Origin of the sequence: Streptomyces sp. NBC_00354, from assembly GCF_036106915.1 — a bacterium.
Classification (GTDB): Bacteria; Actinomycetota; Actinomycetes; order Streptomycetales; family Streptomycetaceae; genus Streptomyces.
The window spans coordinates 7,277,300-7,294,753 of record NZ_CP107983.1; the positions used below are offsets into that span (position 1 = coordinate 7,277,300).

The following is a 17,454-nucleotide window of genomic DNA, read 5'->3' on the forward strand; positions in this document are numbered from 1 at the left end:
GTCGGCGGTCAGACGACGGTCACGCCGCGGCCCGTGCCGCGCCGATCATGGCGTGCAGCCGGTCGGCCGCCGCCCTCCCGAAGTCCGGGTCGTTGATGTGGGTGTCGTAGTCGTAGAGCCGGGCGGAGCTGCCGCGCAGCCCCTCGCGCAGCGCCGAGAACAGGGCCCGGTCCGCGTCGGGGTCATGGTAGGTGCCCCCCGGCGCGCCGAGCGTGGACAGTCCGCGGAGCGGGACGCAGACGGCCGTGGGACCGGTCGCCGCGCGGAGTTTGGCGGCGACCCGGCGGCCGAGCTCCGCGCACTCGGCGGAGGTCGTACGGATCACCGTGATGGACGGGTTGTGTACGTGGACCCGGCGGTAGCGGGCCCGTTCGGGCAGGGTCTCCAGCGGCCCGAACTTCACCATGTCCAGTGCCCCCAGGCTCACCACCTGCGGAATCCCGGCCCGGCCGGCCGCGCTGAGCCGGTCGGGGCCGGCGGTGAGGATGCCGCCGCACAGGTCGTCGGCCAGCTCGCTGAGCGTCAGGTCGAGCACGCCCGCGAAGACGCCCTGCCCGGCCAGGGTCTCCAGGGTGCGGCCGCCGGTGCCGCTGACGTGGAAGACCAGCACCTCGTAGCCGAGTTCGGTCAGGTGCTCGCGGGCGGCGTCCACCCCGATGGTGGTGACGCCCGCCATGCTCGCCGCGATCAGCGGCCGGGAGCCGGCGCCCAGCCGGACCGGGCGGTGCAGCTCACGGGAGGCCCGTTCGAAGGCCTTGGCCATCCCCGCGGCCGCCTCGACCGCGTTCGCCAGGACCGGCGCGGAGATGCTGTTGATGCCCGCGATGTCCACCACGCTGTACATCATCGCGATGTCCGAGGATCCGACGTAAGGGGCCACGTCCCCGGACGCCATGGACGAGACCATCAGCTTCGGCACGCCCAGCGGCAGCGCGCGCATCGCCCGGGTGGCGATGGAGGTGCCGCCGCTGCCGCCGATGGCGAGCACCGCGTGCAGCCGGCCCTCGGCGTGCAGGCGCAACAGCGTCGCCTCGGCGCCTCTCGCCATCGTGGTCACGGCCGCACCCCGGTCGGCGGCCGCGCGTAGTTCCGGCAGTTCCGTTCCCGCTGCCCGGGCCACCGCTTCGCGCGGTATGTTCGCGGGCACCCGGGGCTCGCCCATGATGCCTGTGTCGACCATGATCACTTCGACGCCGGTGCGCAGCAGCCTCTCGCGCAGCCAGCCGTACTCGACACCCTTGGTGTCCAGGGTTCCCACCAGCACGACGTTCGTCATATGTGCAATGTCCATGCAGGTGGGGTTTGTTGGCAAGTCAAGGTCAGGTCAACCCTTCAGGAGCCCCAACAGCCTCTCCAAAAAGGGAATTTGAGAGGGGATCAGCTTGCTTTCGGCCACGGGCGGAGTGAACCAGGCCACCCGGTCCAGCTCGGGGAACTCCTGCGTCCGGCCCGAGTGCGGGGGCCACTCCATCGTGAACGTTCCCGGCACCATCAGCGCCGGGTCGAGGTCGGCCCGTACGGCCCAGATCGTCACCAGCTTGCCGCCCGGGATCCGCACCTCGCCCAGCGGAAGGTACGGGCCCTCCGGCGGCGGCAGGCCGATCTCCTCGGTGAACTCCCGGCGGGCCGCGTCGAGCGGGGTCTCGTCCGCCTCGTACTCGCCCTTGGGGATGGCCCAGGACCCGTCGTCCTTGTGCTCCCAGAAGGGGCCGCCCATATGGCCGAGGAGTACTTCGACGGCGTCCTGGGCCGAGGTGGCGGGCTCGGCGGCCGTACGGAACAGGAGCAGTCCGGCGCTGCGCTTCTGCGTCATGCGTGCATGTATGCCCCGTGGGCGGGAGGGTCAGCGCGGCGGCCACCGGCGATCGGCCGCCGGCGCGGCCGTGGACCAGCCGTCGGCGGTCAGTGGTCGTGCGGCCCCTGCCGGTGCACCGGGCCGTGGGCGTCCGCGCAGTGCGGGTCGGCCGGGTCCTCGCCCGGGCGGCCGACGCTGAGCAGCGCTTCCTGTACGTGGTCCACCTGGAGGGTGGTGTGCGTGATCCCGTACTCCTTCTCCAGCAGCCGCTCCAGGTCGCGGCGTACGGCGTGGCAGTCGCCGGCCGGTTCGACGAGCACGTGCGCCGAGAGGGCCGCCTGCCCGGAGGTGATCGTCCAGATGTGCAGGTCGTGCACCTCGGTGACGGGCGGGTGCCCGACCAGCCGGTCGCCCACCGCGTCCGGGTCCATGTGCGCCGGCGCGGCCTCCAGCAAGATCCGGCCGGACTCGCGGACCAGCCCGTAGCCCGCCTTGACCATCAGCACCACGACCACGAGCGTGGCGATCGCGTCCGCCTGGACGAATCCCGTGGTGAGCACGATCAGACCGGCGACGGCGGTGCCGATGAAGGCGAACAGGTCGTTCAGGATGTGCTGGTAGGCGCCCTCGACGGCGAGCGAGGAGCGGTTCGCCCTGGAGATGCACCACGCGGCCGCCACGTTCACGACGATGCCCGCGAGCGCCGTCACGAGGACCAGCCCGCCCGCCACCTCCGGCGGGTCCATCAGCCGCCGGACCGCCTCGTACGCCAGCCAGACCGCGAGCAGGAGCAGGGTGAGCCCGTTGGCCTGGGCGGAGAGTATCTCCGCGCGCTTGAGGCCGTACGTGAATCCGCCGCGCGCCGGGCGGGCCGCGAGCCGCATCGCGATCAGCGCGAGGACGATGGAGACGGCGTCGGTGAGCATGTGGGCGGCGTCGGAGATCAGGGCCAGGGACTGGGCCACGATGCCGATGACCACCTCGACCGCCATGAACGCGCCGATCAGGCCGAGCGCGATGGCCAGCCAGCGCCGGTCGGCGTCGGCGGAGACCCCGTGGCTGTGGCCGCCGTGACCGTGACCGCCGTGGTCGTGGCCGGCGGCGTGGCCGTGGTCGTCGTGTGCGTGGTCGTGCCCACTCATGGCGTCCCCCGTGTGTTCGGTTCCGACGCGTGAAGTGAAGCGCACCGTGACGCAATGGGCAAAGGCTGCAACGGGGACCGTTGTCATTACCCATAAGAGGCCGCTGACCTGCGGTTATGCTGGACCGGTCGGATCGTGGGAAAATCTGCTCATGGTCCAGCGCCCCGGTGTGCCGACCGCGCCCGAGCTCGTCCTGGAAACCGACACGGGCTCCACCGCGATGAGCCCGGGCCGGACCTACCACGTCGGCCGGGATCCCCTGTGCGAAATCTGCCTCGACGACGCCCGCGTCTCCTGGCACCACGCGATCCTGCGCCCCGACGGCGACCACTGGACCGTGGAGGACGAGCACAGCACCAACGGAACCTGGGTCGACGGCCACCGTGTCCACGAGTGGAGCATCGGCGTCGGCAGCGAGCTGCGCTTCGGCAACGCCTCCGACGGCCCGCGCGCCCGGTGCCTCGGCCCGGTCCCGAACGGCGGGCCCGCCGTCTCCAGGCCGTCCTCGGTGTCCACCCCGTCCCTGACCGGCACCTTCCGCCGCCCCACCACCGTGCGCCCGCTCCCCACCCGGACCGCCGTGCGCATCGGCCGCGCCCCCGACAGCGACCTCGTCATCGACGACCTCGTCGTCTCCCGCCGGCACGCCGAACTGCACGCCCTCGCCGACGGCACGTACGAGATCACCGACCTCGGCAGCCACAACGGCACCTTCCTCAACGGGGCCCGCATCGAACGCGCCCCCGTCGCCGAGGGCGACATCGTCGGCATCGGCCACACCGCGCTCTGCCTCGTCGGCGACCAGCTCCAGGAGTACCTCGACACCGGAGAGGTCTCCCTCGACGTCCAGGACCTCGCCGTCTCCGTCGACCGCGGTCGCAAGATCCTCCTCGACCACGTCTCCTTCCCCGTCGGCGCCAAATGCCTGCTCGCCGTCGTCGGCCCCAGCGGCGCCGGCAAGTCCACCCTCCTCGGCGCCCTCACCGGACTGCGCCCCGCCGACCACGGCAGCGTCCTGTACGACGGACGCGACCTCTACCGCGACTACGCCGAACTGCGCAGCCGCATCGGCCTCGTCCCCCAGGACGACATCCTGCACGCGCAGCTCACCGTCCGCCGCGCCCTCGCCTACGCCGCCGAACTGCGCTTCCCGCAGGACACCGCCCGGGCCGAACGCCAGGCCCGGGTGGACGAGGTGATCGGCGAACTCGGCCTCGGGCAGCGCGCCGACCAGCCCATCCACAGCCTCTCCGGCGGCCAGCGCAAACGCGTCTCCGTCGCCCTGGAACTGCTGACCAAGCCCTCCCTGCTCTTCCTGGACGAGCCCACCTCCGGCCTCGACCCCGGCATGGACCGCTCCGTGATGCACATGCTGCGCGGCCTCGCCGACGACGGGCGCACCGTCATCGTCGTCACCCACAGCGTGCTCAGCCTCGACGTCTGCGACCGGCTGCTGGTCCTCGCCCCGGGCGGGCGCATCGCCTGGTTCGGGCCGCCCGAGGAGACCCTCGGCTTCTTCGGGTTCACCGAATGGCCGGAGGCCTTCGAAGCCTTCGAGAACCAGCAGGGCCGGGACTGGGAGGGGGAGTACCGCACCTCCCCGCAGCACCGCACCTACGTACAGAACGCCGCGCGGCAGCCCCGGCTCGACGAGGACCGGTCCGGGGCGGCCGGCTTCGTCGCCCCGCCGCCCAAGGCCCAGAGCTGGGGCTCCCAGCTCTCCACACTGGTCCGCCGCTACGCCGCCGCGCTCAGCGCCGACCGCACCTTCCTCGTCATCATGATCGCCCTGCCGTTCGTCATGGGCGCCATGACCCGGGCCCTGGCCGGCAGCTCCCTCACCAAGGAGACGGCGATCAACGCCCTGCTGATCCTGTGCGTCGGCGGCGTGCTGACGGGCGCCGCCAACGGCGTACGGGAACTGGTCAAGGAGCGAGTCATCTACCAGCGCGAACGCGCCGTCGGCCTGTCCAGATCCGCGTACCTGATGTCCAAGGTGGTGGTGCTCGGCGCCATCACCGTGGCCCAGGCCGTGGTGATGACGCTCGTCGGCCTCTACGGAGTGAAGACCAACGCCCCCGGCGGCAGAGGGGTCTTCTTCACGCCCCTCGCCGAAATCACCCTCGCCGTCGCCCTGCTGTCCTTCACCGCGATGATGCTCGGCCTGCTGGTCTCCGCCCTGGTCCGGAAGGAGGAGGTCACCATGCCGCTGCTGGTCCTCCTCGCCATCGTCCAGGTGGTCTTCTGCGGAGCCCTGTTGCAGCTGAACGGCGTGCCGGTGATCGAGCAGCTGGCCTGGCTGGTGCCGTCCCGGTGGGCGCTCGGCGCCATGGCCGGCACCATCGACCTCGGCGCGATCGTCCCCGGGAAACTGACCGACGACCCGCTCTTCGCGCACAGCGCCGGGGTGTGGCTGCTCGATCTCGGGATGCTCGTGGGCCTGTCCGTACTGTTCGGAGTGCTGGTCCTGCGGCTGCTGCGCCGCCACGAGCCCGCGATCATGCGAAAGTAGGCGTCGATGGCCAACCTGACCGGGCCTTTCGACTTCCAGCCCACGCACGTGGTCCCCCGTGAGGGGCTGCCCGCCTGGGAAGAGCCCGACGTCTCCCGGCCCACCGTGCCCCTGGACGCCTTCCTGCCCGTGCAACTCCTGTCCCGGCGCGGGGAATGGGGGGAGATCCTGTGCGCCAACGGGTGGTCCGCCTGGGTGGACGGACGGCTCCTGGTCGCCGTGCCCGAGCCACCGCCGACCGGCGGCCGGCCGATCGCGCACGCCGAGGAGGACCCGCTGCCGCTGCTCGCACACGGCGCCGAGACCCTGCAGCGCTACCGGCAGGCCGCCGAGGAACTCGCCGCCGGGCGCACGGACACCGAGGGCTTCCGGCGGGCGACCCAGGGGCTGCGGATCGGGATCGTGGTCGACGACGAGGCCGTCTGGCTGTACGAAGAGGCCAGCGGGCGCTGGATGTACGGCGACGGCACCCGCCTCACGACGTACGCGGTCGGCACGGGGCCGGGGGACTCGGCCGAGCCGGAGCCGCCGGCCGCGGAGACGGAACGCAAGGCATCGCCCGGCGCAAGGGTGGACACGGCAACGGCAGGCGGGCGGGTCCGCGGTGCACCGGGGCGCGAACCCGGCCGGGAACCAGGACGGGGGCCCGCAGGCGAAGGGCGCGAACCGACGCAGGTCGTGTCACCGCCGGAAGGCGCTTGAGCCGGGGCCGTACGCGCTTGAGCCGGGGCCGTACGAGCGATCGGCAGGCGGAGGGACGGGGCCGGCTCAGCGGGCGATGGTCTCGGGCGGCTTCTCGACGAGACCGCGGCGGTGCACCGGACGGGCCAGCAGGGCCCCGAGGAAGCCCGCGAGCGCGCCCCAGACCAGGGCGAGGCCCACGTTGCGCCACAGCTCGGGGCGCAGCTCCGTCTTCGCGTCGAGCATGCCGACGTTGCCGATGCCGAGCAGGGACAGCCCGAACCGGGCCTCGAAGGCGGTCAGCAGGCACACCGTCAGGGTGGCGAGGGCGAGGGCCACGCCCAGGTGGAGCGCGTGCTGCCAGGCGCGGACGTGCGCGGGGGAGCGTACGGACGCCAGGAAGCCCGCGCCGAGCAGCAGCACGGCGGCCACGGCCACCAGCCACCAGGCCCGGGAGTCCTGCTGAGCGAGCGAGCCCACCTCGACCGTGGACAGGTCCGGCCCGCGCAGCACCTTGTCCAGCAACTGAGGCATCGGCAGCCCGAACAGCCCCTCGACCCGGCCCTCCCAGGCCCCGCCGAGGCCCAGGGTGAGCGCGAGCCAGGCGAGGTTCGGCAGGCCGAGCAGGATCACGGCGAACGTCCGGTCCGCGTGGCCCTGCGTGACGGCCACGACCACGCCGACGCCGAGGCCGATGACGACGTACGCGAGGAGCAGCGCCACGGTGGCGAAGGCGGCGGGCCGCACCGCCGCGTGGAAGCGGACCAGCCGGGCCGGGAGCGGCGCCCGGCGCGAGATCAGCAGGGCGATGAGCAACAGGCCGAGGATCCACAGCAGTCCGAAGAAGAGGGTCGCGGGCAGGACGGCCCTGAAGCCGACCGTCGGGGCGGAGTCGAGGAGTTCGCCGAGGTCGGCGACGAGGGAGTCGCCCGCGGAGATGCCGAAGGTCTGGCGGGCGAGGAACGCGGTGCCGGTGAGGGCGAGCAGCCACAGCAAGACCAACGGGGCGGCGCGGGCCGCGAGTTCGCCCGGCCGGGTCACCGCACGGTTGTGCAGGGGGCGCAGGAAGAGCGCGCCGGCCGTGAGGGCCCCGGCGAGGCTCACCGAGAGCGGGAGTACGGACAGGCTCGCATGGGCGTCGGCCAGGAAGCCGGCCGCGCCGGTCACCTCGACCGATCCGCCGGCCGCCAGTACGACGACCGCCGCGACCACCCGGGGGAACGCCCCGCCGGGCAGGTCGGTCGCCCCCGCGCAGGCCAGTCCCGCCGCGGCGACGGCGGCCATCACCGCGAAGCCCGCCACGACGGCGACGAGGGCGTCCCGCCATGCCCTCGCGGAGCCCCCGGGTAGCGAACTGGGTGCTGACGGACTGCTCACGCTGCCACCGTAGGCACGCTCGGCTTGCGGCCACCACCCGAGCGGCGCAGACAATGGTCCGCAGGAGTGCAGGAAGTCCCGGCATCTCCGTGTCCGAGTCATCTCCGTGTCCGTGTGGCCTCCGTGTCCGAGTCACGCAGGCGCCACAGGGGCCGGAACTCCTCCGCCCGGGAAGAAGGGCACGTGACGACGCAACCCTCCGGCCGGGAGCCGCAGCAGCCGACGCAGTCCATACACCCGCCGGCCGAGCGCCCCGCAGGTCCCCCTTCCGGCCCCCTCTCCGGCGGGCGGGAAGGGCCGCCGCCACCCCCGCCGCCGGCTCCGCCCGGCGGCACGCCACCGGGGCCACCGCCCGGCGGCCCCTGGTGGCGGTCCGGGCCCCGGCTGGCCACCGCGCTCGTCGCGGTGGTCGCTGCGGTGGCCCTCGCCGTGGTCCTGACCCGGCCCAGCGGCACCTCCACCGCCGGCGGCGAGGTGTTCCTGCAGCCCGCCGCCGTGGCCGGCCCGGACCCGTTCACGGAGTCCACCGCCGCGAAGGAGGCCACTCCACCGCCGCGGACCGCCACCCCGCCCGTGCCACAGAGCGCGGCACCCACCACCGGCGCCATCGTCACGCGCAGCGTCAGCGGCGCGGCGCCGGGCCTGTACGGCGGTACGAAGGCAACGGCCAGCTGCGACGTCGAGAAGCAGATCCAGGTGCTGACCGCCCAGCCCGCCAAGAACAGCGCCTTCGCCTCGGCGCTCGGCATCCAGCCGGCGACCGTACCCGGCTACCTGCGCTCGCTCACCCCGGTTCAGCTGGGCATGGACACCCGCGTCACCAACCACGGTTACCGCGACGGCAAGGCCACCGGCTACCAGGCGGTGCTGCAGGCCGGGACGGCGGTGCTGGTCGACGCCCGCGGGGTGCCGCGGGTGCGGTGCGCGTGCGGCAACCCGCTCGGGTCCCCGGTGGCGCTGAAGGGCAACCCGAAGCGGTCCGGTGAGCCGTGGAGCTCGTACCAGCCCAAGAACGTGGTCGCCGTCGCGCCGTCGGTGGCCGTCGTCCAGAAGTTCGTCATCTACGACCGCCACGACCGGCACTGGTTCGAGCGTGACCGCGGCGACCACCAGGCCAAGCACGACAAGCCGGTGCCGCCGCCCGTGATCCCGAAACCGCCGATCACGCCGGTGCCGCCGAGCCCGTCGGTCACGAAGGCCTCGCCGTCCGCGGCGCAATCGCCGGCGAAGACCGCGCCGCCTTCCGGGCGCCCTTCCGGGTTCCCGTCCAAGCCCGAGTCCACGGCGCCGTCCAAGCCCGCGTCCACCGCGCCGTCCAAGCCCGCGTCCAGGGCGCCGCTCAAGCCCGAATCGCCGATGCCGACCCCGACGCCGCCGGAGTCCAAGGCGCCGCCCGGGTCCGTCACGCCGTCCGTCTCGCAGCCCGCGTCGGCGCCCGCGTCCTCGAAGCCGCCGGTGACCGCGTCCGCGTCCGTGTCCTCCGCGCCGGCGCCCCCGCCGAGCTCGGCGGAACCACCGTCTCCGGCGCCGCCGTCCTCGGTGGCGCCGGAGCTGAGGCCGAGGACGAACGAGCCCGGGGCTGACACGGACGCGCCGACCCGGGCCGGCACCCCGACCCAGCCTCCCGCGACGGAGCGGCCCGGAGCCGACGGCGACGCCGGGACCTGACGCGGGCGGGCATACGTGCGGGAAGGATGAGACCCTGGCTGCATGGCCGAAAGGGGAGCGAGCCCCGAGGTCGACTGGCCCGCGCAGCCGGACATGAGCCTCGCGCTCAACCGCATGGGCACTTTCGACTGGGACCTCGACAGTGGGCAGATGCATCTGGATCCCACCGCCCTCGAGGTCCTCGACCTGCGCCCGGAGGAGTTCAGCGGCACCCCCGAGGGGCTGCGGTCGCGGGTGTCACCCGGCGAGGAGGTCCGGCTCGACGCCCGGGTGGCGCAGGCGCTCAAGGACGGCCGGAGCCACTACGGGGCGTACGTCCGCACCCGGCGCCGCGACGGCACCCCGGCCTGGACCCACATCCAGGGCCACATCCTGCGCGAGGCGAACGGCCGCCCTTACCGGATCATCGGGATCCTGCGCGACGCCGCCCACGACCCCGGCGAGCCCGGCGCCGGCGGGGAGCAGGCGGAGGGGCGGCGCCGGATGACCGGCGTCGTCGAGCGGACCAGCGCCATCCTGGCCCATGCCCGCACCGTCAACGACGTAACCGACGTCCTGAAGGACCCCGAGGCCCTCGGCCACCTCGGCGCGGTCAGCGTGATGCTCGGCGTCGTGGACGGCGGCCGCATCCACCTCGTCGCGGAGGGGCAGCTCGCCTCGTACGTCCCGGAGATCGAGTACACCCGCATCGACGCGCAGTTCCCGATGAGCGAGGCCGTACGGAACCTGCAGCCGGTGTTCCTCGCCTCGCGCGAGGAGTTCCGGCAGCGATACCCGGACCTCTGGCCGTACATCGAGCCGCTGGCCGTACACAGCGGCGTCTACCTGCCGCTGATCGCCCAGGGCCGGGCCATCGGCGCGCTCGGGCTGCTGTACGAGCGGGACGGCGATTTCACCGCCGAGGAACGGAACCTGCTCGTCGCGCTCGGCAGCGGCATCGCGCAGAGCCTCCAGCGCGCCATCCTCTTCGAACAGGAGCACGACCTAGCGGAGGGCCTGCAGCGGGCCATGCTGCCGCGCCGGATCCCGGAGGTGCCGGGCGCGCGGATCGCCGTACGGTACCGGGCCGCCCGGATGGGGCGGGACATCGGCGGCGACTGGTACGACGTGATCCCGCTCGGCGAGGGCCGGGTCGGGGTGATGATCGGCGACGTGGAAGGGCACGACACGGACGCGGCGGCCGTCATGGGCCAGCTGCGGATCGTCATGCGGGCCTACGTCGCCGAGGGGCACACGCCCGGGACAGCCATGGCCCGGGCCTCGACCTTTCTGCGGGAGCTCGAGACGGAACGATTCGCCACCTGTACCTACGCCGAGGTGGACCTGAACACCGGAATGCTCCAGATGGTCCGCGCCGGCCACCTCGACCCGGTGGTGCGGCGCGGCAACGGCAGCTGCCACCGGATCCAGGTGGCCGGCGGACTCCCGCTCGGGCTGCCGCCGCGCGAGCAGTCCGGAACCGGCTCCGGCTATCCCGTCACCAGCCTCGAACTGCACCCGGGCGACACCCTGGTGCTGTGCACCGACGGCCTGATCGAACGGCAGGACGGCGACCCCGAGGCCGGCATTCGCGAGCTCATGGAAGCGGTCCACAGCGGCCCGGTCGACGTCGAGGAGCTCGCCGACGTGCTGTGCGACCTCGTCGGCGACGCGGGCGTCGGGGACGATATGGCCCTGCTCCTGCTGCGCCGCCGCGGCACCCCCAGCCCGCGCGGCGGCGGCCCGCTGCGCCTGCGGCTCACCCCGGGCGACCCCGAGGGCCCGGCGATGGCCCGCCACCTGATCCGGGCGGCGGTGGCCGCCTGGGGCGCCGCGGAGCGGGCCGACGAGATCGAACTGGCGGCGGACGAGCTGATGACCAACGCCCTCGTACACACCGACGGCGGCGGCCACGTCAACGTACGGCTGTCCGCGGAGGGCCGGATCCGGATCGAGGTCGAGGACTCCAGCAGCGCCCTGCCGCACCGGCGCGAGGCGGGCGACTGGGCGGTGTCGGGGCGCGGCCTGCTGCTCGTGGAGCAGCTCGCGGAGGAATGGGGCGTGGAGCCCCGGGGTGGCGGGAAGAGCGTGTGGTGCGAGTTCGCCGTCCCGGGGCACGCGGTGCCTTGAGATACGCCCGGCGGGTCTCAGACCAGCGGGTCTCAGGCTGGCGGGTTTCAGCCCGGCGGGCTCAGACGGCCGCGTACGGGCCCTGCTCCGCCTTGGTGGTCTGCAGGGCCGTCAGCCTGCGGACGAAGAGGATGGCGAGGACGGCGGCGCCGACCGAGAACAGGTCGGTGACGATCCCCACGGCGGACGCCGCGCGCAGCGCCTCCGGGGTCTCGGCCCGCTTGTACATCTGGCCGAAGACGCGGTCGAGCACCAGCGAGCCGACCCACAGCGCCCACCAGGCGTTGAGGGGCACGGCGGAGACCTCGCGGTAGGAGCCGTCGGGCCCGCGCTGGGTGCTGGCGGCCCAGATCTGCTTCGCGATGCGGAACGGCAGGAAGAGGTTGCCGATCGGGATGAACCAGCTGCCGATCGCCCAGCCGCGGGTCTGCGAGAAGCCGTCGGGGGCGAAGATCTCGCCGTTCACGCGCACGCGGTGGAACCAGATGACGAAGACGACCGCCGTCGCCAGCAGCATCACGAACTGGAGTACGCCGGCGACGCCGGTCAGGAGGTCCCCCTGCTCGAGCGTGCTGTCACCGACCTTCGCCGGGTCCGCGATCAGGCTCTGCATGAGCGAGAAGACGTACCCGCTGATGCCCGCCGAGAACACGTTGACCACGGCCGCGACCGACAGCAACGCGGTGAGCGCGACCGCCAGGCCGCGCGGCGAGCGCAGCACGTCGGTGGTGGGGTGAGGCCCCGGGTACGGCAGGCCCGGGTACGGCCCGGCGGGGTACCCGGGCTGGGGCTGCCCGGGGAAGGGCCGGCCGGGGTAGGGCTGCGGGCCGGGGTACGGCTGGGCCGGGTAGGCCTGAGCCGGGTACGGCTGCGGCGGTGCCTGCTGCGGGTACGGCTGCGCGACGGGCGGCTGCTGCTCCTGCGACGGGGGCGGAGTCGGCGGGCCCGGCGGCTCGTTGAAGGACATGCGGTGTGTACCCCCCACGGGAACATGTGATGAAGCAGCGGATGCCCCGCTGACCTGCGGCGGGACACGTCCGAACCATGCCAGCCCGGCATCCGGCCGCCAAATCCTTATCCGGGCCCGGAGCGGGAGCCCGTGCCCCGTGTGGCCGGGCGAATGGCTGAAACCGCGGGGCGCGAACGGTCGTGCCCGCCCGGGGCGGGCCGAGTGGCCGATCCTGCCTGGGTGCTGAGCCTCCGTCCGCTGCTGCCCGTCCTGCTCGCCGTGGCCCTGGCCGGCCCCGCCGAGGCATCCGCCGCGGCGCAGGCCGACGGCATCGAGACCGCCCGTACCGGCCGGCAGATCGCCCCCGGGATCCGCCTTGAGTCGTACGACCGGCTGGAAGCCGACCGCTGGCTGCGGATCGACGAGCTCCTCGTCGATCTCGGCGGACGCGGCGGCGTCCGCGCCGAGTACCTGGGCGGCCACGGACCGGCCACCGTCGCCGAGGCCGCCGCCCGCCACCCCACAGGGCCCGGGAGGCGCGTGGTCGCCGCCGTGAACGGCGACTTCTTCGACATCCGCGGTACGGGCGCACCGCTCGGCCCCGGCCTGGGCGGCGGCCGGCTGCTGCACTCCGCGACCTCCGGGCCCGGCGCGGCCCCGGCCGTCGGATTCGGCGCCGACGGCATCGGGCGGGTCCTGCGCATCGCACTCGACGGGAGCGTCACCCTGCCCGGCGGGGCGGTGCGCCCGCTCGCCGGGTACAACGCGGCCCGGCCCCCCGCCGTGGGCCTCGCCGCGTACACCGCAGACTGGCCGGGGGCGGAACTGCCCGCCGTGGGCACCGCCGTGGCGGTCCGGGACGGCCGGGTCACGACAGCCGCCCCGCCGGTACGCAGCCCGGCCCGGCGGGAGCGCCCCGCACCCGGCACCACCGTGCTGACCGCCGCCGCCGGCGGTGCGGCCGCTGCCGAACTCGCCGCCCTGCGCCCCGGGGACGCCGTGGCCGTCGCCGCCCGGGCCCTCCCGGACGCCGGACCGGTCCCGGTGGCGGCCGTCGGCGGGCGCGAGGCCCTCGTCGTGGCCGGCGTCCCGCAGAACCACGACGGCGAGCCGAACAACACCGCCGCCCCGCGCACGGCCGTCGGGTTCTCGCGCGACGGGCGGCGGCTGCGGATCCTCACCGTGGACGGCCGCCGGCGGGACAGCGGCGGCCTCACCCTGACCGCGCTGGGCCGCCTGATGCACCGGCTCGGCGCGTACGAGGCCCTGAACCTCGACGGCGGCGGCTCCTCGACCCTGCTCGCGGGGCTGAGCGGGGCGACGGCGCTCGCGCTGGAGAACTCCCCGTCGGACGGGCGGCTGCGGCCCGTGTCCAACGGGCTCGTCCTCACGGCCCCGGCGGGCTCCGGCCGGACCGCCGGCTACCGGGTCGAACCCGTCGGCGGCACCACGGAGGATCTCACCCGGGTCTTCCCCCGGCTCACCCGGACCCTCACGGCCACCGGGTACGACGCGCTGCTGGGCCCGGCGCCGGGCGCGCCGGTGTGGTCGGCGGACGGGGCCGGCACGGTCGACTCCGCCGGGGTGTTCCACGCGGTGCGCCCCGGCCGTGCGACGGCGCACGCCCGGCGCACGACGGCGCACGGCGCGGTCCCGCACGGCGAGCTCTCGCTCGAGGTCCTCGGCCCGCTGATCCGGATCCGGCCCACGCATGCCCGGATCGGACTCGCGGAGCAGGGGGAGAGCGCGGGATTCCGGCTGACCGGGTACGACGCGCAGGGCGCGGCCTCCGTCGTGGAACCCCGGGACGTGGCTCTGGAGTTCGACCGGTCGCGGTGGCGCGTCACCGATGACGGGCACGGGGGCTTCACCGTCACCGCCCTCGTCCCCCAGGCCACGGGCCGCCTGCGCGCCACGGTCCGGGCGGGTGGGGCCGCCGGGGCTGCCGGAGCGCCCGGAGCCGTCGGCGCGCCCGGCGCCGGCTCCGGCCTCACCGCCGAACTCGCCCTGGGCGTCGGGCTGGTGACGTTCCCCGTCACCGATCTGGCCGACGTCGCCGACTGGACCGGGCCGGGCGCCTCCGCGGCCGAGGGGCATCCCGGTGCGGGGCTCGCCCTGGAGCCGGCCGGGGCCGCGGCCCAGGGGAGCGCCGCCCCACCCCGGCCCCTCCCCGTCCCGGAGCTGGCCCGTTCGCTCACGCTCTGGGTCGGCGGCGACGGCTCCGGGGCCCGTCCCGCGGTGGAGCTGGCCGACGCCGACGGGGCGGCCGTCACGGTGCGCGGGCCCGCCGTGGACTGGACCGGCTGGCGGGAGCTCACCCTTCCGCTCCCGGCCACCGCCGAGCCGCCGCTCAGCGTGATCCGGCTTTCGGCGGTCGGGGGGACGCGCCCCGGACGGCTGGCCCTCGACACGCTCGGCGCCCGGACCCCGCCCACGGGGCCCGCCGCAGCGCCCGTGGTCCGGGATCCGATCGTGGCCACCGAGGCCGGGGTCCGGGCGCGGCCCTGGCGGTTCGCCGTCGAGCCGGCCGGGGGGATCCGGGCGGGGACCGGGGACGGCGGGGCCGACTTCGTGCTGACCGGCGCCGACCGCCCGGAGTTCGTGCACCGCGGCGTACGGTTTCTGCCGCTCGACACCACCCGGCCCACCTTGGGCGGCGGCGGTCTGGACCGGATGCGGGCCCTGCGCAAGGCTCTGGCGGCCGCCGCCCGGGATCCGGCCACGGGCGCGCTGGCCGTCGTACAGGCGGATGCGCCGGACACCGTCGACCGCAAGGAAACGGCCTTGACGGCGCACCTGCTCGCCGAGTTCCGGCGCACCACCGGGAAGCGGGCCGCCGTGCTCGCCCTCGGCGCCCCGGCCTTCGCGGCCGGCCGCTCCGAGGGCGTGCTGTCCGTCGCGGCCCCGCGCACCGGACGGACCCTGGTGGGCGTGGACGCCTTCGCCCGGCGGGACTGGCTCGCCGTCCGGCAGACCCCCTAGGGAGTGTCGTCAAAGTGGCGTCGGCCGCCCGCCAGCCAGACGGGACTTTGACGACATGACCTAGAGCTCCACCAGCGTGACCTCGGTCGCCTTCACGCTCGTCCATACCCTCGAGCCGTCGACCAGGCCCAGTTCGGCCGCGGCCTCCGGGGTGATCTCCGCGACCAGGTCGGGGGTCTGCGCCGAGCCGACCAGCACGCGCAGCCGGCTGCCGACCGCGGTGATCTCCCGTACGGAGCCCTGCCAGACGTTGCGGGGACTGCCCGTCGGGCGGTCGCGGTGCACGGACACCGCCTCGGGGCCGATGATCGCCAGTGCCCGGGACCCCTCGGGCAGCGCATCCGCCACCACCAGCCGGCCCCCCGCGGCGAGTACGAGCCCGTCGGCCGACGCCGTGCCGGACCAGGCGTTGCGGCCGAGCATCCGCGCGACCCACGGGGAGCGCGGGTGGCGGGTGACCTCGGAGGGCGGGGCGTCCTGGAGGGTGCGCCCGTCGGCGAGTACGAGGACCCGGTCGGCCAGCGACACCGCCTCGACGGGGTCGTGCGTGACGATGAGGCAGACCCCGCCGAAGCCGGCCAGGTGCGTGCGCAGGGTGTGCCGTACGCGGGCCCGGGTGGTCTGGTCGAGGGCGGCGAGCGGCTCGTCGAGGAGCAGCAGGCGGGGCCGGGTGGCCAGGGCGCGGGCCAGGGCGACGCGCTGGGCCTGGCCACCGGACAGCTGGGCGGGCTTGCGGTGGGCGAGGTGGCCGACGCCGAGCCGGTCCAGCCACTGCTGCGCCTCGCGGCGGGCCTCGGCGCGCGGCACCCGGCGGGCGCGCAGCCCGTAGGCGGTGTTGGCCAGCGCGCTCAGGTGCGGGAACAGCGCGCCGTCCTGCGGGACCCAGGCCACCTGGCGCTTGTGCGAGGGCAGCGCGGTGACATCGGTGTCGCCGAGCCGGAGTTCGGCGCGGGCGCGCGGGGTGAGGCCGAGGAGGGCGCGCAGCAGGGTGGTCTTGCCGGCGCCGTTCTCGCCGACGACGGCGATGGTGGTACCGGGTTCGGCGTCGAGGGTGAGCTCGTTGAAGCCGGTGACGACGGCGTGCAGCGGCCAACGGCCGTCGTCGTGGGGGGCGCCGGGCAGGTCGGAGGCCAGGTCTCCGGCGGCGGGCTTCCCGGATGCCCGGCCGGCCGGAACCGGGGCTGTCGGTGTCCGCTCGGCTTCGAGGGCCGCGGCCGCCGCCTCGTCCGGCAGCTGCGGAGCCTCGGCGGGTGTACGGGCGACCGGGGTGCCGGTCCAGCGGCCGCGCAGGGCGATCAGTACCGCCATGGCGATCACGAGCAGCAGCAGGGACACGGAGGTGGCCGCCTCCGGCTGGTCCTGGAGCAGCAGGTAGACCTGGAGCGGCAGCGTCTGCGTGGTGCCGGGCAGGTTGCCGGCGAAGGTGATCGTCGCGCCGAACTCGCCGAGCGCACGGGCCCAGGTGAGCGCGGCGCCCGCGATGAGGCCGGGCGCCACCATCGGCAGCGTCACGGTGAAGAACACCCGCACCGGCGAGGCGCCGAGGGAGGCGGCGGTCTCCTCGTAGCTCTGCTTGAGCCCGCCGAGCGCACCCTCCAGGCTGATCACGAGGAACGGCATGGCGACGAAGGTGGCCGCGACGACGGCCCCTGACGTGTGGAAGGGCAGCGTGATGCCGAACGTGCCCTCGAGCCAGGGCCCGAGCAGTCCGCGCCGGCCGAAGCCCAGCAGCAGCGCCACACCGCCGACGGTCGGCGGCAGCACCATCGGGAGCAGCACCAGCGAGCGTACGAAGGCCTTGCCCTTGAACGGGACCCGGGCCAGCAGCCAGGCGAGCGGCACGCCGAGGAGCAGCGAGAGACCGAGGGCCCACAGGGACACGAACAGCGAGAGGCGCAGGGCCTCGACCACACCGGGGCTGGTGAGGTGGGCGCCGAGTTCGCCCCACTCGGTGCGGGTGAGGATGCCGATGAGGGGCAGCAGCAGGAACGCGACGGCGAGCAGCGCGGGGAGCGCCAGGGTCAGGGGGGGCCGGGTGCGGGTGCGGTGTCTGCTCATGTGGATTCCTGGCTGGAGCGTACGGGGGGACGGGTACGGGGGCCCGGGGGCCTGGCGGGCGACACGCCGAAAGGGACCGCCTGTCCCCCCGGACCAGGCAGTCCCTTTCGATCATTGCGGCTGCGGCTGCGGCTGCGGCTGCGGCTGCGGCTGCGGCTGCGGCTGCTTGTGTTGCTGCGCG

The 17,454-nt window shown here is 74.6% G+C and carries 10 protein-coding genes and 1 pseudogene; 5 read left to right on the forward strand and 6 right to left on the reverse strand.

What is annotated here, in order from left to right:
- Nucleotides 1-19: 19 nt before the first annotated feature.
- The 3 genes from OHT74_RS33420 to OHT74_RS33430 all read right to left on the reverse strand — a co-directional run bounded on the left by OHT74_RS33420 (nt 20) and on the right by OHT74_RS33430 (nt 2,937).
- A complete protein-coding gene (locus tag OHT74_RS33420; RefSeq protein ID WP_328622245.1) occupies nt 20-1,276 on the reverse strand; it encodes a Tm-1-like ATP-binding domain-containing protein in 1,257 nt (418 codons plus the stop codon).
- A 48-nt stretch (nt 1,277-1,324) separates the two neighbouring features.
- A complete protein-coding gene (locus tag OHT74_RS33425) occupies nt 1,325-1,813 on the reverse strand; it encodes an NUDIX domain-containing protein (RefSeq protein ID WP_328622246.1) in 489 nt (162 codons plus the stop codon).
- An 89-nt stretch (nt 1,814-1,902) separates the two neighbouring features.
- Complete coding sequence (locus OHT74_RS33430; protein ID WP_328622247.1) at nt 1,903-2,937, reverse strand: cation diffusion facilitator family transporter; 1,035 nt, start codon at nt 2,935-2,937, stop codon at nt 1,903-1,905.
- A gap of 151 nt (nt 2,938-3,088) precedes the next feature.
- Between OHT74_RS33430 and OHT74_RS33435 the strand changes: the two genes are divergently transcribed.
- Both OHT74_RS33435 and OHT74_RS33440 read left to right on the forward strand, forming a co-directional pair.
- Complete coding sequence (locus tag OHT74_RS33435) at nt 3,089-5,449, forward strand: FHA domain-containing protein (RefSeq protein WP_328622248.1); 2,361 nt, start codon at nt 3,089-3,091, stop codon at nt 5,447-5,449.
- A 6-nt stretch (nt 5,450-5,455) separates the two neighbouring features.
- On the forward strand, nt 5,456-6,151 hold the full coding sequence (locus OHT74_RS33440) for a hypothetical protein (protein WP_328622249.1): 696 nt from the start codon (nt 5,456-5,458) through the stop codon (nt 6,149-6,151).
- Between the two features lie 66 nt (nt 6,152-6,217).
- Here OHT74_RS33440 and OHT74_RS33445 read toward each other — a convergent pair whose 3' ends face one another.
- Nucleotides 6,218-7,507 carry a streptophobe family protein gene (locus OHT74_RS33445; protein WP_328622250.1) on the reverse strand — a complete coding sequence of 430 codons (1,290 nt, stop codon included), beginning with the start codon at nt 7,505-7,507 and terminating at the stop codon, nt 6,218-6,220.
- A gap of 183 nt (nt 7,508-7,690) precedes the next feature.
- Between OHT74_RS33445 and OHT74_RS33450 the strand changes: the two are divergent.
- Together OHT74_RS33450 and OHT74_RS33455 are read left to right on the forward strand one after the other, a co-directional pair.
- A pseudogene (locus OHT74_RS33450) lies at nt 7,691-8,914 on the forward strand (DUF6777 domain-containing protein); the annotation flags it as partial.
- A gap of 303 nt (nt 8,915-9,217) precedes the next feature.
- On the forward strand, nt 9,218-11,284 hold the full coding sequence (locus OHT74_RS33455; protein ID WP_328622252.1) for a SpoIIE family protein phosphatase: 2,067 nt from the start codon (nt 9,218-9,220) through the stop codon (nt 11,282-11,284).
- 61 nt (nt 11,285-11,345) lie between these two features.
- On the opposite strand, the gene OHT74_RS33460 is transcribed toward OHT74_RS33455, so the two are convergent.
- Nucleotides 11,346-12,251 carry a DUF4328 domain-containing protein gene (locus OHT74_RS33460; protein ID WP_266669745.1) on the reverse strand — a complete coding sequence of 302 codons (906 nt, stop codon included), beginning with the start codon at nt 12,249-12,251 and terminating at the stop codon, nt 11,346-11,348.
- A gap of 222 nt (nt 12,252-12,473) precedes the next feature.
- On the opposite strand from OHT74_RS33460, the gene OHT74_RS33465 reads away from it, so the two are divergent.
- Entirely contained in the window at nt 12,474-15,215 is a 2,742-nt protein-coding gene (locus OHT74_RS33465; protein WP_328622253.1) for a phosphodiester glycosidase family protein, read from the forward strand.
- 60 nt (nt 15,216-15,275) lie between these two features.
- Here the strand turns inward: OHT74_RS33465 and OHT74_RS33470 are convergent, their stop codons facing one another.
- Nucleotides 15,276-17,273, reverse strand: a complete 1,998-nt coding sequence (locus OHT74_RS33470; RefSeq protein WP_328622254.1) for an ABC transporter permease — start codon at nt 17,271-17,273, stop codon at nt 15,276-15,278.
- Nucleotides 17,274-17,454 lie beyond the last annotated feature (181 nt).

Coding starts and splice junctions, on each gene's coding strand:
- OHT74_RS33460 (WP_266669745.1), bottom strand. CDS start 12,251: ATGTCCTTCAACGAGCCGCCGGGCCCGCCGACTCCGCCCCCGTCGCAG.
- OHT74_RS33425 (WP_328622246.1), bottom strand. CDS start 1,813: ATGACGCAGAAGCGCAGCGCCGGACTGCTCCTGTTCCGTACGGCCGCC.
- OHT74_RS33420 (WP_328622245.1), bottom strand. CDS start 1,276: ATGACGAACGTCGTGCTGGTGGGAACCCTGGACACCAAGGGTGTCGAG.
- OHT74_RS33435 (WP_328622248.1), top strand. CDS start 3,089: ATGGTCCAGCGCCCCGGTGTGCCGACCGCGCCCGAGCTCGTCCTGGAA.
- OHT74_RS33440 (WP_328622249.1), top strand. CDS start 5,456: ATGGCCAACCTGACCGGGCCTTTCGACTTCCAGCCCACGCACGTGGTC.
- OHT74_RS33430 (WP_328622247.1), bottom strand. CDS start 2,937: ATGAGTGGGCACGACCACGCACACGACGACCACGGCCACGCCGCCGGC.
- OHT74_RS33470 (WP_328622254.1), bottom strand. CDS start 17,273: ATGAGCAGACACCGCACCCGCACCCGGCCCCCCCTGACCCTGGCGCTC.
- OHT74_RS33455 (WP_328622252.1), top strand. CDS start 9,218: ATGGCCGAAAGGGGAGCGAGCCCCGAGGTCGACTGGCCCGCGCAGCCG.